Consider the following 16,850-nt stretch of genomic DNA (forward strand, 5'->3'; position numbering starts at 1 on the left):
CGGGATCGATGACAGTGAAGCGTATCGCGGCCGAATTACGCTCTAGCGAAGTGACGGTGTACAACCGGCTTCACGCGCTGCATTTGGCGGTGATGGACGCCTTGCATGACTTGGAAATTAGGGCACAAGATCTCGCTGAGGGCTAACCGCAGCGCCCACCATATCCCTCGATGTCTCGGGCGCCGAATACGTTTCTCATTATCAATGTTGGCTGATCGAACCGTGCGGCATCGCGTGCGTCTGCGTCACGTCCGGAGACCTTGACTGCCTTTTCGACAGCCGCGTGCGTCAAGTCCATCAGTTGCTACCATCGCAACAATTACCTGCGCATAACCATCGCGTTCGCCTGACAAGGGAGGCTTCACTATGTAGGAAATCTTGTATGATGTTATTTTTCTAACAATTTTGACCGAAAACCAAAATGATTCGTCACTTCTTATGCGCAGCGGCCACCACGCTTTGTCTCGTTCCCGCCCATGCTGCTGTCAAAACCTATGATTGGAGCTTCACCGGCGGCTTCTTGGAGTACTACGGCGCTCCTAAAAAAGCCACCCTCCAAGGTAGCTTCATCGTGAACGACCTGGACGCCAACGGAAAGTTCGACACGTCGGAGCTGGTGTCCCTCGAGTATAGTTTCAAGGACTATGTTAAGTGCAGCGGCTGCATGATCGACAGCTTTGCATGGATACCTGGCCAGGCACCGGAGTTTTCTATCCATTACTCGTATCACGATGGCGGCGATTTTTCTATGAATGAAATGCTGCACACGGGAGTGCGCTACAGCTTTTCCGTCCGCTCTGGTTTGAACGAGCCGTACTACGGTAGCGGCTACTGGACGCCCGATGTTAAATGGAGCGTCAGTGCCGTACCGGAACCGCAGACATGGCTCATGCTGGGCGCGGGTCTGTTCGCCATCGGCTCTGTAGCGCGTCGCCGCAAGGCGAGTTGACTCGCAACCGGGCCATCTAGTCGCCAGCTTTGCCAACCTAGCGGCGATCACGCTTGGTCGAGCTGGTGTCGGGGGCAAACGAAACTCAAAAATTCGTACGAATACGGCTGTATAGGATTCAAAGAGCCAGCATAATTATGGAGAACGGCAATGATCCAAAATAGTGTATCCATACATAAGACTTCAGGTGCGCAAGACGACTTAGTTTTACTTCGACTATCAATTCCTACAGACGGCGATATAATTGTAGAGCTATATTCCGAGAATGACCGTCTCGCTACTTTTGCTCATGTCCTACGAGAGTATAAAAAGCGAACAGATAAGTCTTCGTGCAATTTTTCTTTTGGAACATTTGATCCCACCGATGCTGGAGGTGGGGTGGAATTTCACCTTGCGAAAGCTGGGGCGCTTTCAAAATTGGACATAAAGTTTTCAAATGAATCGGAAAAAGGTAAAACTGCCCCAAATAAAATCACGGCTTTTGTAATGCCAGAGCCCACTGAGCAATTTATTATTGAGCTTGACCAGCTAGCGTTATTCAATACAGGCACTGCAATATGGAAGCTGCAGGGCTAATTTATTGATAGGGAAATATATAACAATAATCGAACCTAAGACAGGCTGAGCCAATTGCAAAACTATTCAGTGAACCGGCCAGCATGAGGAAAGTGTGATTTTTGATCACGTTTTTTTGATTTTCCACGAATTCTGTTGGGCTACCGTGATGGACTCATGGTCAATCACCGTCCCGTCTTGAACTTCGCGTACGTCATGGTAATCACCATGCGGATCCATCTAAAGGCGCGCAATTTCAGCAGCCCGCATTTCCGGCAAGCCTATGCGGCAGATGGCATTGCACAAAGCATGCAAGCCATCCCCTCGCCCGACTGATACGACAGGCAACGCGAATCAGCGCCCCGTCTTGAACTTCGTGAACGTCCTGGTCATCACCCTGCGGATATCCTGCGGCACCGCTTCCGGCGCGACCATCTTTTTCATATCCTCGTCCGACAAAAACACGCTCTTGTTCTCCGCAATATCCTTGCGCACGAACTTCATGCCTGCCTTGTTCGGATTCGCGAAAAACACCTTGTTGGTCAGTCCGGCCTGCACTTCCGGACGCAGGATATAGTTAATCCACAGATGCGCATTGTTCGGATGCGGCGCATCGGCCGGAATGGCCATGGTATCGAACACCAGCGGCGCGCCGTTCTTCGGTACCAGCGCCTCAATCTTGACGCCCTTCTTGGCATCGATGGCGCGCTGGCGCGCGATATTGATATCCCCTGCCCAGCCGAAGGCTACGCAAATGGCGCCATTGGCCATGTCGTTGATATACCCGGAAGAACTGAACAAGGTCACGCTCGGACGCACCGCCTGCAGCACCTTGCCCGCTTCGGCATAATCGGCCGCGTTCTTCGAATACGCCGGCTTGCCCATGTAATGCAGCGCCGCCGGAAACACCTCGGACGGCGAATCGAGGAAGGACACGCCGCACGATTTGAGCTTGGACGTGTACACGGGATTGAAAATGAGCTCCCACACATTGGCCGGCATCGGCGTCGTTCCCAGCGCGGCCTTGACCTTGTCGACATTGATGCCAACCGTCGTGTACCCCCACATCCAGTCCACCAGATACTCGTTGTTCGGGTCCAGGGTGGCCAGCTTGGCCTGGACGCCCGGGTCAAGGTTGACCAGGTTCGGCAGCTTGGACTTGTCGAGTTTGCGCAGCAGCTTGCCGTCGATCTGCTGGCGTGCCCAAGGCGCCGTCGGCACCACGATGTCATACCCCGATTTCCCGGCCACCAGCTTGGCGTTCAACACTTCGTTACTGTCGAAGACGTCGTAACGCACCGTGATGCCGGTCTCCTTGGTGAAGTTCTTGATCGTGTCGTCACCGATGTAGTCGGACCAGTTATACACGTTCAGGACCTTTTCCTCCGGCGCCTGGGCCTGGGCAGGAGAGCCCGACCAGATCACCGCGGCCAGGGCGGCAAGACCGAGCCCGAGCCGACGTTGTGCGTGCGTATGCCGATTGACTGCCACCATTGATGCCTCCGTAAGTAGATGAAAGCCCCGCATATCGGGGCGCACTGCCAGAATGATCGGGCATTGCGGCCCCGTTGGCAAGCGCCGCCGCGCATGCCGAGCCAGGGTCTGTCTGACAGAACTACGTCGGTAGTGTAGAAGTCTACGGGCGATCAGTTGCACCGGCGCGCTATGGTCCTTGGCAAACGTGCTATGACCGCTTTGTGCGCTGGTCATGCGATGGCACTTGGCATCGCTTACTCAAGATATTGCAGGCTCATGCCGATCTCAAAGACTTCCGCGCCGCCGCGACTCGCTACGACAAACGTGGTCATCACTTCCTTGCCACAGTCTGTCGCCACTATTCTTCTATGGCGCTTCCAGATTCAACCAAACAGACCCTGGCTTGCACAACTTTACAATTCAGATCCGGAATTGACCAATGATAAGTAAGGCCACGGTTGTTATTGCCCATGGGAATTGTTCGAGTTTATACTGAGAGTCTTCCCGCAGTTGCGCCAACTTCCAACTGGACACGATGAATCCTTACGAACCACCCAAATCCAATAGTCCCCCCATCTCATTCCTGAATACGAACTCGCACCCAGTCACCTGTCCGCACTGCGATGAGGCTTTTCGCGGAACGCCAAAAAAAACCTTTCTGGGATTTCAGCAGTACGGCTGCCCGGCATGCAGCGAGAAGTTCAAGTATCCGCTGTCGCGCGGGTATCGCATCACCTACTGGCTGCTGCTGCTCGGTTCATTCGGTATGATGGTCGATAAACCGGGCGCACAACCGAATCTGTTTACGCTGTTGATGGCGATCGCGGTAATCTGGGATCTTTATCTGATGTGGAAGCGCCGATAACGGCGCGTAGGCATGGGCGCTAAGGTCTGCCTGAGAGAACTGCATAGGTGTGTAGAAGTCTAAGGGCGATCAGGTGAACAATTGTCCGAACATCGTGGGTCGAACAGATTTACCCGAACAGCAATGGCAGCGGCTCGCAGTACACCTGCCGCCCAAGCCGCGACCAGACAGACCCTAGCTCACATCGTCCCTCTTGCGGTATCCTTTCCGCTTCTCCCCTTCCCGGACAGTTTCCGACGATGAAAACAACCCCTGCGGCACCCGACGGGAACACCCCGGAACCACGCATGTACCGGGTGGTGGCCGACAGCATCCAGACCCTGATCGCCGCCGAGGGCATGCGGCCCGGCCAGCGCCTGCCGGCCGAACGCGATCTCTCCGCGCGCCTGGGCGTGAGCCGCGCCTCATTGCGCGAAGCGCTGATCGCCCTCGAACTGGGTGGCGTGGTCGAGGTGCGCAGCGGCTCGGGCGTGTATGTCAGCGCGCAGGCGGGCGGCGCCAGCCAGGCGCCCGAAGTCGGCCCGGGACCGTTCGAGGTGCTGGCGGCGCGCCGCATGATCGAAACCGAGGTGGCAGGCATCGCCGCCAAGATGGCCACCGATTCAGCCATCGACGCCATCCTCACGGCCGTGCTGGAAATGGAGCGCGACCATGAAGACCGCGCCAGCAACGAACAGGCCGACCGCAACTTCCACCTGGCGCTGGCACGCGCCACCGGCAACACGGCGCTGGTGGGCGCGATCGACTACCTGTGGAACCAGCGCGGCACGCTCTGGCACAAGCTCAAGGAACACTTCCAGACAGAGGAATTGCGCAAGCAGACGCTGATCGACCACCGCAACATCCTGGCGGCGATCGCCGCGCACGACGTGGCTGGCGCGCGCCACGCCATGCGCACCCACCTCGAACGCGTCACCCGGACCTTCTCCCGTGCGTAAGCGGGCCATGGCGCCGCGCACCGGCGGCTTTACCTACGTGGGGCTGATGGTGATGGTCGCGGTGATCGGCGTGGCGACGGCAGCCACCGTCTCGGTGGGCGACCTGGCGCGCCGGCGCGAAGCCGAGAACGAGCTTCTGTTCGTCGGCAAGCAGTACATCCGCGCCTTTCTCGAATACGAACTCAATACCCCGGAAGGCCACGCCAGCCATGCGCCATCGCGCCTGGAAGACTTGCTGCAGGACCCGCGCCAGCCGGGCATGAAGCGCTACCTGCGCCAGATCTATCCCGATCCGATCACCGGCAAGGCCGACTGGCAGTTGGTGCGCGCGCCGGGCGGCGGCGTGATGGGGGTGCGCAGCGCATCGTGCGCGCCGACGATACGGCGCAGCTTCCTCGACGGCGACTGGATGTACCTCGATGGCCAGAAGCGCTACTGCGACTGGCAGTTCGCGTATGTGATGGCGTGCGGCGGGAACTGCAAGGACACGCTCAAGCCCGAAGACTGAGATCCACAAACGAAAAAGAACCACGCACAAGGTTGCCCTTGCGCGTGGCCAAACCGGCCACAAGGGCCGCTACTTCACCTGATCGATTGATTACCTGAATACGCAGGCACGCGCGATGTTGGCGGCGTTGGTGTCCTTGCCTGGCTCATTGCCTTTCGAGGTGCCGACGAAAGTGGCGCAACGCGACGACGCCTTGTTCGACACGAAGTCGGTCATGGTGGCGACATCGTAGGCCTTGGCCAGCACTGGCAGTTTCGAGGCATCGAAGCTGCTGTTCACGCCCACGCCTGCATTGACGTTATAGATCGTCACGCCGTTGATGGTGACGGTGCGTGCCGACTGGCTCGAACAATTTCCGCACGAACGATACAGCTTGCCGCCTTCTTCCGCGTAGAAGTTGGTGATGACGATCTTGCTGTTTGCGCCATTATTCTGGAACATCTTGTCGGCTGCCTTGTAAGCCGCACCGCCGGTGACGGTCATGGTGCCGGCGCCTTTGATCGTGGCTGCATCCTCGCCCACATCGCCCCAGTACACGTTCTCGATCTTGCAGTTGCCCGCGCAATGAACGCCATCGGCGCCGCCGGCGGTCAGGTTGCGGCCGGCGCCCTTGGCAGAGTCGCCCAGCACCACGTTCTTGAGGGTGGCGCCAACGCCGAGGGTAAAGTGGGGAATCTGGCTTTCCGACTGGCTGCCATCCATCTTCTTGGTATTACCGACCAGGCAAACCATCTTGCCGTATTTGACCAGGCCATCGAACACGGTGTTGGCCGGTACGTCGGTCGTTTGCGTGACCAGCACTTTGGTGCACGACGGGATGGCGCGCTTGCCGGGGGCGGCCGATGCGCTGGTGGCGACGAACAGTCCGACGACTGCGAAAAGAAGGGCGTTGAATCGTTTCATGCTGACTCCTGATGGATGAATGAAGTAAGCACCCCCGCCAGGGGATGGCCCGAACAGGGCGAAATTACTGCGCCAGGTTGGTGCGCGCACCGGCGGTGGCGATGGCTTTCGCTTTCACGCCCGCAGCCGCGCTGGCGGTGTAGGCGTAGCCGGTAGGGCCGTAGGCCTTGGTGGTTTTCCAGTCGGTGGCGTTGGCGTAAATGCCGTCTTCCGGCGCGCCCCAGGTAATGCCGCTGCCAACGAAGTTGTTGCGCAGGTCCCAGTAACCGAGTTTGGCGCTGTCGCGCGAGGTGACCGGGTTCCTGACGTTCTCGAAGTAGTTCGACTCGACCAGCGCCATCGCGCCCATGCGCACGTTGATGCCCGAGGTGTCGACGTTGCCGAAGTAGTTGTTGAAGATGTGGGCTTTACCGTAGCGCAGCAGCGGCAGGCGCGACTTGACGTTCTCGAAGCGGTTGTTGTGGTAGGTGGTCAGCGAGCCGGCGTTGAGCGTATCCTTTTCGCTGAAACCATTGAGCGCCACCTTCTGGTAGTTGTACACGTAGTTGTACGACACCGTGATGTGGTTGGCGCCCTTCTTCATGTCGATGCCGCCGTCGAACGACGCATCGCCGGCACCCGGGCACGATTTGATCGAAGCGAAGATGGTGTTGTGGTCGACCCAGATCTTGCTTGGCTTGCCGCTCGACGTGCCTTCGATCGAGATCGAGTCGGCATCTTCGCCGCCCTGCAGCAGGCCGATGGTCATGTTCTGCACGATCACGTTACTCGAATCGCCGACGATACGGATGCCGAAGTTGGCGGACGAATCGGCCGCGCCGCGGATCGTGATGTCGTTCTTGCCCTTGATTTCCAGCGTTTGCGCCGGTTTCTTCCACTGCGCGCAGACATCCTTGACGCTGGCGAAGTCGAACTTGCCGGTGTAGTTCAGTACCAGGCCGCCGCTGCCCGAATACGCCCTGATCTTCGCGGCCATCTCGGCCAGCGAAGATACGTTCACGGCAGCCTTGCTGCCGCCGCCCGTGGTGGCGGCGCCGTAGCCCACCGGTCCGGCAACCGCCTGGGTCGCGGCCAGCACAGCGGCGGCTGCCAGGGTCAGTTTCAATGTCGATACGTTCATGCGCTTACTCCGTAAGTATTGGTATTTTTTAAAACGCCGGACCGGCCGGGATGATTTCCGCTGGCAGCGATGTAGACCGAACGGAGCGCCGCATTGTTGCCGTATTGCATCCACTGAAAGCATGGGTAAATGCGTACTGCGGGTCGGCCGTCATGCAAATAAATCAACGTTCGCCAGGTCTGCTGCGAGGATGCTCGTTTTTATGATGACGTGTCAATATCGTGTTAAATGATTAAAAGCATTATTAAGATACCAATTGTCGCGACGGGTGCCGGTTAGCGAATGCACGGATGTGAGATTGTCACAGCGAATGACTTTATTTTTTGGGTAACGTCTGTTTATATGTGCTAAACACGTATCAACGTCGCCAAGATGATGTTCGCGATGCAAAGTGGGCAAATCTGCCTGCATTTCAAGATCGATAAGACCTGATGCTTATTAAAAATGTAAAATACAAGCTCAAAAAACAACATCTGGTATGACCAACCTGCGCTACCGGTCGATCCATTGCGCTTATTGGTCAGTCCACATGGCGATATAATGTTGATAATGAGTCGTTCTGGCTATTTTTGGCCTGACCAAAAAAATCGAATAATGAAGGGGTGATTCAGAGACGGCTGAAAGGCATGCCGTCGCGAGTGTTGCCGGGGGCACCACTGTAGAGGTTGTAGACGCCGGCGCCGCTGTCGGGCGCGACAAGAATCCAGGTCGAGGTACTTTCGGTCAGGGGATCGAGTGGCAGGGTGCGCAGGTATTTGCGCTCCACCAGCTCCCCGAGCGTCTGCGGATAGCGTCCGTTATCGCCATAGAACTTGTCGATCACCCCGCGCGTGATGTGCAGGTTCTCCTTGAGGACCGTCTCTTTCGACTGGTCGATGCTGCGGAAAAAACGCGGCGCGGCGATCGTCAGCAGCAGCGCCAGGATCGCCAGCACCACCAGTAGTTCGATCAGCGTGAAGCCGCGCTTACCAGCGCCTGTACGCAATGCCATTCAGGCCCACCTGTTCAGAATTGGAGTGCACATCGTAGACATCCTCGCCCGGCTTGGGGTCGGCCGGGTCGCTCTGGTAAGAGCGCAGGCGCCACGTCTGTTCCGCCGGCACGGACGGATCGTCATGGAACGGATCGCGCGGCAGCGCGCGCAGAAAGAACACCTTGCGCGCCTTGGCGCTGCGCTGGTCAGGCACGCCGTCCACCAGCGCCTGCAGGTTGGACGGATAGCCGCTGCCATCGAGCAGGCTGGCGATGCGGCCCTCGCCGGCCGCGCGCTTGTATTCGTCGAGCGCGGTGCGGATGTCGCGCAAGGCCAGGCGCAGCTCCTGCTCTTTCTGGCGCTGCACTGCCACCTGCGCCAATGGCAAGGCAATGGTGGACAACAGCGCCACGATCGCCAGCGTCACCATCAGTTCGATGAGCGTAAAGCCGCGCATGCGCATGTCAGCCACCACTCCGTTCAGGCAGCAGCGGGCTGGTCGGCGCTGGCGCAGGCAATGGCGGCGCCGGCTCCTGCGGCACCGGCTGGCCGGGCTGGCCCGCGTGGCCGCCCTGCCCGCGCAGGCTGCCATCCGTACCCGCATCGAACTCCACCTCGCCGCCGGCGCCACGCGCCTGGTTGCGCAGCACGCGCGGCGTGATCGACAGGACGATCTCTGTCTTGGTGCGCTCCCTGCCCTTGCTGCCGAACAGGCGGTCGAGCATCGGCAGCTCGCCCAGGCCCGGAATGGCGCTCGACGAACGTTTGTCGTTATCGCTGATCAGGCCCGCCAGCACCTGGTTTTCGCCATCGCGCAGGCGCAGCACCGTGCTGGCATTGCGCGCGCCGATGCGGTAGCCGTAAGGCTGGTCGTTACTGTCGAAGATCGTGCCCAGGATGCTGCTCACTTCCAGACTGAGTTTGATCGACACTTCATCGTCCATATACACAATCGGCTCGGCTTCGAGCTTGAGGCCGACGTCGAGGTAATTGACCGACTGCGAGGTCACGCCGGTCGAAGTGACGTTGGCCGACACGCTCGGCACCCGCTCGCCGACCCGGATCAGCGCCTTTTCACGGCTCTTGATGCGGATGCGCGGATTGGCCAGCACGCTGACGTTATCGCGGTTCACCGATGCCGACAGCCGCATCGGATCGACGCTGGCCAGCAGGCCGCGCGAGTTCAGGCTTTTCAGGTCGCTGAGGGTGAACGGGCTGGTGGTGACGCTCCCGTCGTACATCACGGTCGATGCGCCGAGCGGCGTCAGGCTCACGTTGCCCGGCCACTTCACGCCCAGCGACTCGAGGTCGCTGCGCTGTACTTCCAGAATCTCGACCTCCAGCATCACCTCCGGTTCGGCCACGTCGTGCAGCGCCACCAGCTTGGCCGCCATCAGGATGGTCTCGGGCGTATCGCGCAGCACCAGCATGTTGAGTTTTTCATCCACCACCAGGTCGCGCGTCTTGAGCAAGGTGCGCAAGCTGTTGGCCACCGTTTTGGCTTCGGCGTTGGCGATGCGGAAGCTGCGGATCGTCAGCTTCTGGTACTCGCGCTGCTTGGCCGAGTCGTTCGGGTACAGCAGCACGGTGTGCTCGTCGACGATGCGCTGTTCCATCTGCACGCTCATCAAGAGATTGCGCAGCGCCTGTTCGATGGTCGTGTCGCGCAGATTGAGCGTGACGCGCAGGTCGGCCGGCACGTCCTTGTCGAGCGTGAAGCTGATACCCGAAGTGCGCGACATCGATTCGAGCACCGCGCGCAACGGCGCGTCGTGAAAGCGCAGGCTCAGTCGCTTCTGGAACGCCTTGCCCAGCGCCGTGCTGGGCGGCGCGCGTTCCGCGCGCTCGCGCAGGGCTTGCAGCAGTTTTGCCGCGCGCTGGTTCCTGGGGTATTTTCCCAGCAGCGCACGCAAGGCCTCTCCCGCTTCCTCGCGCATGCCGGCGGCAAGCAGCTGCTCCGCGCCGGCGAGCGCCTGCGCCTGCGCTTGCGCCGCGGCCAGGCTGCGCATGCCGATCATGGACTGGTCCACCGCGCCCAGGACGGCGGCGCGGCGGTATCCGTCCTGCGCCGCATCCCACGATCCGCGTGCCACATCCTGCGCCGCCTGCGCCAGCACCTGGTTGGCCAGCTGGATGCGGGTATTGGCCAACAGGACTCGCGCCTCGATATGGCCCGGTGCGGCGGCCAGCACCTGCTCCAGCCGCGACATGCCCTCTTCCAGCTTGCCGGCATCGAGCAAGGCGCGCACTTCCGGCGGCATGGGCTGCGGTCCGGCCGCGCACGCAGCCAGGCCGGCCAGGCTGCATACCAATGCCACATTGCGTGCGATTTTTCTCATTCTTCTGTCCCGAAACTGATCCGGTGTTCCTTGCCGGTTTGTTGATCCTGAATGTTCACCGATTCCTGGCGCAAGGCCAGCACGCGATAACGTTTTTCGAGCACGGTGCCGGCGCGCGCCAGCAGCACGGCGTCGTTGCGCAGCAAGTAGGCTTCGCGCACGCCGTCTTCCAGCTTGAAACCCAGCAGCACGAACGGCGCCACCGGCTTCTCGCTGGCGTCCGTGGCATCCGCCGCCGCGCTCTCCGTGCCCTGTGCCGCCGGCTCCGAGGGGCCGCCGGCAAACAGGTCGGGCACAGGATCGGCCGCATCGGCGATGACGGGCGGCGCGCGCACCGGCGCCAGCGCGGCCAGCGCCGTTTGCAATCGGCGCGGACGTTCGCTCACGCCCACCACCTCGGGTTCGGGCGGGCTGTCGAACAGCATCAGCAAGCCGACGCCCAGCATCACCGCCAGCATGATCTTGAGGCGGGTCGACATCACGACGCCCTTTCCGCCGGTGCTTGCACCGTAAACCAGACCGAAAAGAGCAGGCGCGCCTCGATACCGGCGCCGACGGGGGCGCGGTGGATGCCTAGTTCGTCGAGCGACAGGCCGGGAATGGCCTGGGCCGCGCGCAGGAAACGGCGCACCTGCGGATAGGTGCCGGTGGCCGGCATCTGTACCTGCCAGCGGCCGACGCGCCCCGTTTCCTGGCGCCGGTAGTCGGCCTGCGCGATCGTCAGTCCGTGTTCGGCGGCCAGGGCGAACAGGCGCTGCACCGCTGCATCGGCACGCGCCGCCGGTGGCAGTGCACTGTGCGGCGCGCCATGTGGTGCGCTGGCCTGGGCCGCCTGGGTGCGCGTGCTCGGTTGTTCGTTCGCCTGCATCGACAGGGCCTCGCGCAAGGCCGCTTCCTGCGACGGCAGCCACCAGCCCCACGCCAGCAGTGCGCCCAGCAGCAAGACTGCGCCGGGCAGCATCCACAGGCCGTGGCGCACCGCCAGTACCTCAAGGCGCCAGCGCATCGCGTTCAATTGCATCATGGCGCGCTCCGCGGTTCCGCATCGGGCAGGCGGTACGGCGCCGCCAGCTGCGCTTCGTAGTGGAAGTTGATGCCGCCTTCGGCCGCTGCTTCGTGGCGCATCAGGCTCAGACGCGCAAAGACCGGGCTGCCATGGAGCGAGCGCAGGTATTCCTGAAGCCCCGCGACGTCGGCCATGTTGGCCTGGACCTTCACGACACCGCGCGCCAGATCCGGCTCGAACGATTGCAGGCGCGCCTGCGGCACGCGTTCGAACGCGCGGAAGATCTCTTCCCAGGGCTGCGCGCGCTGCAGCATGGACTGGCGCAGCAGCTGCGCTTCTTCGGCCATCGGCTGCAGGCGGCTGCGCTCGGATCGCGCGCGCTGCTCGCTGGCGTCCACGCGCGCGGCCTGCGCCACCCTCGCCTGCTCCAGGTCGCGCCGCACCTGCAGCACGCGTTCGACGGTCAGAAAACCAGGGACGCCCGCCAGCAGCGTAAAGGCGATGCCCAGCTGGGTGCCGCGCATGCGCCAGTCCCAGCGCCACACGCTGCGCTGGTCGGCAAAATCGATCATCATCAGCTTCACGCGGCCGCCTCCAGCTGCGTCCAGCCGGCCGGCATGGCGGGACCGGACCAGAAGCGCGCAGCGGGCAAAACGAGGCCGAGGCGCGCCAGTTCCAGCGCCAGCAAACCGTCGACGTCCTGGCCCGGCTGCTGGCGCACCAGTTGCAGCCGCGCCTTGTGCCAGAGCAGCAGATTGACCACGCCGTCGGCCGCGGCGCACCACACGCCGTCGGCGGGCAGCGCTGCGCAGTGGCGGTTCCAGTCCTGCAACAGCGCCGGCAGCACGCGCGCCAGCGAAAAGCCGGCCAGCGCCTGGCGCAGGCCGCGCGGAATCGCACAGGCCAGCATCGGCGCGTCGGCCTGCCAGTCGGCCTGCAGGAGCCAGTCCGCCGGCGCCTTGCCGTACAGGGTCTCGAAGCGGGCGGCGAGCAGCAGGCGGCAATCGCGCAGGCCGGAAATGCCGGCCGGCGGTTCCAGCAAAAAGGTGCGACTCCAGCAATCGGCCACGCGCACCGACAGGCGCGCGCGCGCCGGCAGCAGTTGCGCCAGTTCGGCTTTCATCGCGGCCCAGTCGCCGCCAAGCGCCTTGAGCGTGGTGCGTTGCGCGCCGCGCCGCAGCGCGATGGCGTGGGCGCCGATGTCGACGCCGATGTTTTCAACCTGCCAGCGTGACACGTTTCACCTCTTCCAATGTGGTTTCGCCGCTGGCCACCAGCGCCAGCGCATCGTCGAACAGGCTGCGCATGCCGCCGGCGCGGGCCAGTTCCTTGATCTGGCGCAGCGGCCGCCGTTCGATCACCAGTTCGGCCAGCGCATCGTCGAGAATCAGAATTTCAGCCACGGCGCGCCGTCCCTTGTAGCCGGTGCCGCGGCACTCGCCGCAGCCAGCGCCGCGCCGGAAGTTGTAGTGCGAGACAGCCGCGCGGGTCAGGCCGCTGCGCAGCAGTTCCTCGGCGTCCGGCGTGTACGGCGCGCTGCACTGGCGGCACGACAGGCGCACCAGGCGCTGCGCGATCACGCCATTGAGGGCCGACACGAACGAGTACGGGTCGATCCCCATGTGCGCAAAGCGGCCGAACACGTCGAACACGTTGTTGGCGTGGACGGTGGAGAGCACCAGGTGGCCGGTGAGGGCCGACTGCACCGCGATTTCCCCGGTTTCCTTGTCGCGGATCTCGCCGACCATGATGATGTCCGGGTCGTGCCGCAGGATCGAGCGCAGCCCGCGCGCGAACGACAGGCCCTTCTTGTCGTTGACGGGAATCTGCAAGATGCCGGGCAGCTGGTACTCGACCGGGTCTTCGATGGTGATGATTTTTTCGTGGCCGCTGTTGATTTCGGTGATCGCGCCGTACAGTGTCGTGGTCTTGCCCGAGCCGGTCGGTCCAGTTACCAGCACCATGCCGTACGGTTCCGACACCAGGCGCCGCATGGTGGCCAGGTGGTCGGCTGCGAAGCCGGACGAATCGAGCGTCAGCGTGCCGTGCGCGCTGATCATCGACTGCTTGTCGAGAATGCGGATGACGGCGTCCTCGCCATGCACGCTCGGCATGATCGAGACGCGCAGGTCGATCTCGCGCCCCTGCGCCTCGACCCGGAAGCTGCCGTCCTGCGGCACGCGGCGTTCGGCTATATCGAGTTCGGCCAGCACCTTGATGCGCGAGATGGCCTGCTCCGCGAGCGCGCTGCCGGCCACCTGCGCGGCCTGATCGAGCACGCCGTCGATGCGGTATTTGGTGAGCATGCCGCCGGGCGTGCTCTCGAAGTGGATGTCCGAGACGCCGGATTTGAGCGCATCGTACAGGGTGGAGTTGACCAGCTTGACGGCGGGGCTGCCGGCGTCGCCGAGCGAGGCGTAGCTCAGGCTCTCCATCAGGCGCGCGGAATCGCCCTCGCCCGCCTCGCCGGTGACCAGCGAGTCGATCGAGCGCACCGATTCCTCCTGCTTGGACAGATAGGCATGCAGGTCGGCCGGCAGCGCCAGGCGCCAGCGCACCGGCGCGCTGGCCAGCGTTTCGGCCCACACTTGCAGATCCTGCGCATACGGGTCGCACAGCACCGCGCAAAGACCGTGGGCGTCGCGCAGCAGCACGCACTGGCGCTGCTGCGCGCGCGCCAGCGGCAAGCGGTCGAAGGCCGGCGTGCAGGCCAGCATGCCTGCCATGTCGATGGCGGGCAGGCGAAACACATCGGCCGCCTGCGCCAGCAGCAGGCGCGGTTCGGACCGGGTGAGCGCTTCGAGTTCGGCGAAAAAGGCGCGGCCCGACTGGCGCGCGTTGTGCTGCGCCGTGCGCAGGGACTCCATCATGGGCGCCATCTCCATCGGGTTCATTGCAGGGTACCCGCCAGGTCGAAGATCGGCATATACAGCAGCACCACGATGGCGCCGATGACGACGCCAATCGCCGCCATCAGCACCGGCTCGAAGGTCTTGCTGAATTTCTCGATCCACAGCGTGGTCTCGGCGTCGTAGAACAGCGCGGCGCGCGTGAGCATCAGCCCCAGTTGGCCGGAGCGCTCGCCCACCCGCAGCATGCGCAGCGCGATAGGCGTGGTCAGGCCGTTCTGTTCGAGCGACTCGGAAAAACTGCCGCCTTGTGCGATGGCGTGGCGCGCGGCCGCCAGTGCCGCGCGCCGTCCCGGCGATATGGCGCCGCTGACCATGTCCAGCGCCGACACCACGGCGATGCCGCCCTCGAGCAGCATGCCGAGGGTAAGGTACAGGCGCGCCAGTTCCAGGATGTGCATGCGCTGCCTGACGCCCGGCAGGCGGGTGAACATCTGCATCAGTTGGCCCGAGCGGTGCATGCGGCGCAGCCAGAAGAACAGCGCCGCACCGATGCCGGCCATGGCCAGCATGATCGCCATGCCATGGCCGGCGACCGCGGCGCCCCACTTGATCAGCCACTGCGACAGCATCGGCAGTTCGCGCCCGCTGCCCTGGTAGACGGCGGAGAACTTGGGCACCACGTACCCGAGCAGGAACATGCTGACGGCACTGCCGACGGTGAGCAGGATCACCGGATAGATCGAGGCGCTGACCAGGCGGTTACGCACGCCATCGACGCGCACCTGGTATTCGATGTAGCGGGTCAGCGCCTGCGGCAGGTCGCTGGTGCGCTCGGCCGCCTTGACGATGCCGCCGAACAGCGGCGGGAACGATGCCGGTTCGGCCGCAATCGCCACCGAAAAACGCAAGCCGTCGCGCATGCGCGCCAGCAGGCGGGCCAGCAGCGCGCCGGTATCGGTGTGGGATTCTTTTTCGCTGAGCGCTTCCAGGCTTTCGACCAGGCCCAGCCCCGCTTCGAGCAGCGCAAGCAGCTCCTGGGTGAACAGCACGAGGGAAAAGGTTTTGCCGCGGCGCTGGACGCTTACCGCCACCGGCCGCACTTCGAGAACGGTCAGGCGCCGTTCGACGGCGGCCCGCGATGCCGCGATGGCGTCGCTGGCATCGAGTTCCAGCATCTGGACCCGGTTGTCGGGTCCTACAGCACGAATCGCGAAGCGCACGGGCGGATCAGCGCGTGACGCCGGCGACAAGGCCGCGCAACTGCCGGCGTGGAAGTGAATTCATGCTGCCCCTGCTCTCAAAAATTCCCGTTCGAACAAGCGGTGGTTTGCCACTCGGCGAAGGTGCCCGCCCACTTGCACATCATCGGTCATACCAGTTAGTTTTCGGCCTGACCAATTCGCATTCTACTACTGTTAATATCATTTGGATATGTGACTTTAAAGACACGACTTCCGCAATTTTTCATTGCAAAATCGTCTATTCTCGTGCCAGATGAACACTGCCAGAAGCTTAGGCGTCACAGCGTTGCAACACGGCGCAGATGCGCTTGACTGATTCATAACCGGCTGGCTATAATTAAATCCATAACCAACCAGCTATGGGTTTCACATGCAAAACGACCTTAGTGAGGTGCTGTTCAGAACGCTTGCGGATCCAACCCGCAGAGCCCTCTTCGAGAGGCTGTGCCGGGACGGCGAGCTGACCGTGGGTGCACTGACGGCGCAGGCCGGGATATCGCAGCCGGCCGTGTCGAAGCACCTGAAGAACCTGAAAGAAGCGGGCCTGGTCCGCGACCGGCACGAAGGGCGGCAAACGCACTTCAGTGCACAGCCGCGCTCACTTGCTCCCCTGCTGGACTGGACGGCCCAGATGACTGCTTTCTGGGAAAGCCGCTTCGACTCCCTGGAAGACCTCTTGAAAAGGATGGACCAATGAACGACGCTTCGCCCCATACCCGCACCGTTATCGTTGAACGCGACTTTCCGCATCCAGCCGAGAAGATCTGGCGCGCGCTCACCCAGCCGCACCTGATCGAGGCCTGGCTGATGAAGAGCGATTTCGCACCCGTGCCCGGTCACCGCTTCAGCTTCAACGCGGACTGGGGCTCGGTGGCGTGCGAAGTCGTGGTGATCGAACCAAACAGTTCCCTGTCGTACACCTGGTCCGCCATGGGACTGGAGAGCGTGGTGACCTGGACGCTTTGCCCCACGAGCACCGGAACGCACCTGCGGATGGAACAGACCGGCTTTCGTCCGGAGCAGGAGCAGGCCTACCGCGGTGCGCAAACTGGCTGGACGACATTCATGGCGGAACTGGAGAATGTGCTGTCCAGGGAAGATTAAGTGATCGGGGAGATGAGGAGC

19 protein-coding genes and 1 pseudogene are annotated in these 16,850 nt (G+C 62.3%); 8 read left to right on the forward strand and 12 right to left on the reverse strand.

Annotated elements, in window-relative coordinates; all coding sequences use genetic code 11:
• Window positions 1–421: 421 nt before the first annotated feature.
• Both RBA41_RS28905 and RBA41_RS28910 read left to right on the forward strand, forming a co-directional pair.
• Window positions 422–949 carry a PEP-CTERM sorting domain-containing protein gene (locus tag RBA41_RS28905; protein WP_306627826.1) on the forward strand — a complete coding sequence of 176 codons (528 nt, stop codon included), beginning with the start codon at window positions 422–424 and terminating at the stop codon, window positions 947–949.
• A 150-nt stretch (window positions 950–1,099) separates the two neighbouring features.
• The gene (locus RBA41_RS28910) at window positions 1,100–1,525 is read left to right on the forward strand and encodes a hypothetical protein (protein WP_306627827.1); all 426 of its coding nucleotides are present in this window, start codon (window positions 1,100–1,102) and stop codon (window positions 1,523–1,525) included.
• Between the two features lie 333 nt (window positions 1,526–1,858).
• On the opposite strand, the gene RBA41_RS28915 is transcribed toward RBA41_RS28910, so the two are convergent.
• Window positions 1,859–2,998, reverse strand: a complete 1,140-nt coding sequence (locus RBA41_RS28915; protein ID WP_306627828.1) for a polyamine ABC transporter substrate-binding protein — start codon at window positions 2,996–2,998, stop codon at window positions 1,859–1,861.
• Between the two features lie 266 nt (window positions 2,999–3,264).
• On the opposite strand from RBA41_RS28915, the pseudogene RBA41_RS33520 reads away from it, so the two are divergent.
• The 4 genes and pseudogenes from RBA41_RS33520 to RBA41_RS28935 all read left to right on the forward strand — a co-directional run.
• Window positions 3,265–3,361: pseudogene (locus RBA41_RS33520) on the forward strand (IS5-like element ISDge16 family transposase); the annotation flags it as partial.
• A 154-nt stretch (window positions 3,362–3,515) separates the two neighbouring features.
• Complete coding sequence (locus RBA41_RS28925) at window positions 3,516–3,845, forward strand: hypothetical protein (protein ID WP_306627829.1); 330 nt, start codon at window positions 3,516–3,518, stop codon at window positions 3,843–3,845.
• Window positions 3,846–4,084: 239 nt separating this feature from the next.
• Window positions 4,085–4,783 carry a FadR/GntR family transcriptional regulator gene (locus RBA41_RS28930; protein ID WP_306627830.1) on the forward strand — a complete coding sequence of 233 codons (699 nt, stop codon included), beginning with the start codon at window positions 4,085–4,087 and terminating at the stop codon, window positions 4,781–4,783.
• Window positions 4,776–5,291 (forward strand): type II secretion system protein, encoded by a 516-nt coding sequence (locus RBA41_RS28935; protein ID WP_306627831.1) that lies wholly within the window; start codon window positions 4,776–4,778, stop codon window positions 5,289–5,291. The genes RBA41_RS28930 and RBA41_RS28935 overlap by 8 nt, the downstream gene beginning before the upstream one ends.
• A gap of 90 nt (window positions 5,292–5,381) precedes the next feature.
• On the opposite strand, the gene RBA41_RS28940 is transcribed toward RBA41_RS28935, so the two are convergent.
• The 11 genes from RBA41_RS28940 to RBA41_RS28990 all read right to left on the reverse strand — a co-directional run bounded on the left by RBA41_RS28940 (window position 5,382) and on the right by RBA41_RS28990 (window position 15,704).
• A complete protein-coding gene (locus tag RBA41_RS28940) occupies window positions 5,382–6,194 on the reverse strand; it encodes a pectate lyase (RefSeq protein ID WP_306627832.1) in 813 nt (270 codons plus the stop codon).
• A gap of 64 nt (window positions 6,195–6,258) precedes the next feature.
• Window positions 6,259–7,314: a pectate lyase family protein gene (locus RBA41_RS28945; RefSeq protein WP_306627833.1), complete on the reverse strand. Its 1,056-nt coding sequence runs from the start codon at window positions 7,312–7,314 to the stop codon at window positions 6,259–6,261.
• A gap of 607 nt (window positions 7,315–7,921) precedes the next feature.
• Window positions 7,922–8,305 (reverse strand): prepilin-type N-terminal cleavage/methylation domain-containing protein, encoded by a 384-nt coding sequence (locus RBA41_RS28950; RefSeq protein ID WP_306627834.1) that lies wholly within the window; start codon window positions 8,303–8,305, stop codon window positions 7,922–7,924.
• Window positions 8,280–8,750 (reverse strand): type II secretion system protein, encoded by a 471-nt coding sequence (locus RBA41_RS28955; RefSeq protein WP_306627894.1) that lies wholly within the window; start codon window positions 8,748–8,750, stop codon window positions 8,280–8,282. Before RBA41_RS28955 ends, RBA41_RS28950 begins: the two co-directional genes overlap by 26 nt.
• Window position 8,751: 1 nt before the next feature.
• Complete coding sequence (locus RBA41_RS28960; RefSeq protein ID WP_306627835.1) at window positions 8,752–10,626, reverse strand: secretin GspD/PilQ domain-containing protein; 1,875 nt, start codon at window positions 10,624–10,626, stop codon at window positions 8,752–8,754.
• Entirely contained in the window at window positions 10,623–11,108 is a 486-nt protein-coding gene (locus RBA41_RS28965) for a hypothetical protein (RefSeq protein WP_306627836.1), read from the reverse strand. The genes RBA41_RS28960 and RBA41_RS28965 overlap by 4 nt, the downstream gene beginning before the upstream one ends.
• Window positions 11,105–11,650 carry a GspMb/PilO family protein gene (locus RBA41_RS28970; RefSeq protein ID WP_306627837.1) on the reverse strand — a complete coding sequence of 182 codons (546 nt, stop codon included), beginning with the start codon at window positions 11,648–11,650 and terminating at the stop codon, window positions 11,105–11,107. Before RBA41_RS28970 ends, RBA41_RS28965 begins: the two co-directional genes overlap by 4 nt.
• Window positions 11,647–12,216, reverse strand: a complete 570-nt coding sequence (locus tag RBA41_RS28975) for a PilN family protein (protein WP_306627838.1) — start codon at window positions 12,214–12,216, stop codon at window positions 11,647–11,649. Before RBA41_RS28975 ends, RBA41_RS28970 begins: the two co-directional genes overlap by 4 nt.
• Complete coding sequence (locus tag RBA41_RS28980) at window positions 12,213–12,869, reverse strand: hypothetical protein (RefSeq protein WP_306627839.1); 657 nt, start codon at window positions 12,867–12,869, stop codon at window positions 12,213–12,215. The genes RBA41_RS28975 and RBA41_RS28980 overlap by 4 nt, the downstream gene beginning before the upstream one ends.
• Window positions 12,850–14,502: a GspE/PulE family protein gene (locus RBA41_RS28985; RefSeq protein WP_374709616.1), complete on the reverse strand. Its 1,653-nt coding sequence runs from the start codon at window positions 14,500–14,502 to the stop codon at window positions 12,850–12,852. Before RBA41_RS28985 ends, RBA41_RS28980 begins: the two co-directional genes overlap by 20 nt.
• Window positions 14,503–14,522: 20 nt before the next feature.
• Complete coding sequence (locus RBA41_RS28990) at window positions 14,523–15,704, reverse strand: type II secretion system F family protein (RefSeq protein WP_306627840.1); 1,182 nt, start codon at window positions 15,702–15,704, stop codon at window positions 14,523–14,525.
• A 391-nt stretch (window positions 15,705–16,095) separates the two neighbouring features.
• On the opposite strand from RBA41_RS28990, the gene RBA41_RS28995 reads away from it, so the two are divergent.
• Window positions 16,096–16,422 carry an ArsR/SmtB family transcription factor gene (locus tag RBA41_RS28995; RefSeq protein ID WP_306627841.1) on the forward strand — a complete coding sequence of 109 codons (327 nt, stop codon included), beginning with the start codon at window positions 16,096–16,098 and terminating at the stop codon, window positions 16,420–16,422.
• Window positions 16,419–16,829, forward strand: coding sequence for an SRPBCC family protein (locus RBA41_RS29000; protein ID WP_306627842.1), 411 nt, complete (start codon window positions 16,419–16,421; stop codon window positions 16,827–16,829). Before RBA41_RS28995 ends, RBA41_RS29000 begins: the two co-directional genes overlap by 4 nt.
• The last annotated feature ends 21 nt before the right edge of the window (window positions 16,830–16,850 follow it).

The organism is Massilia scottii, assembly GCF_030846495.1.
Lineage (GTDB): Bacteria > Pseudomonadota > Gammaproteobacteria > Burkholderiales > Burkholderiaceae_D > Telluria_A > Telluria_A violaceinigra.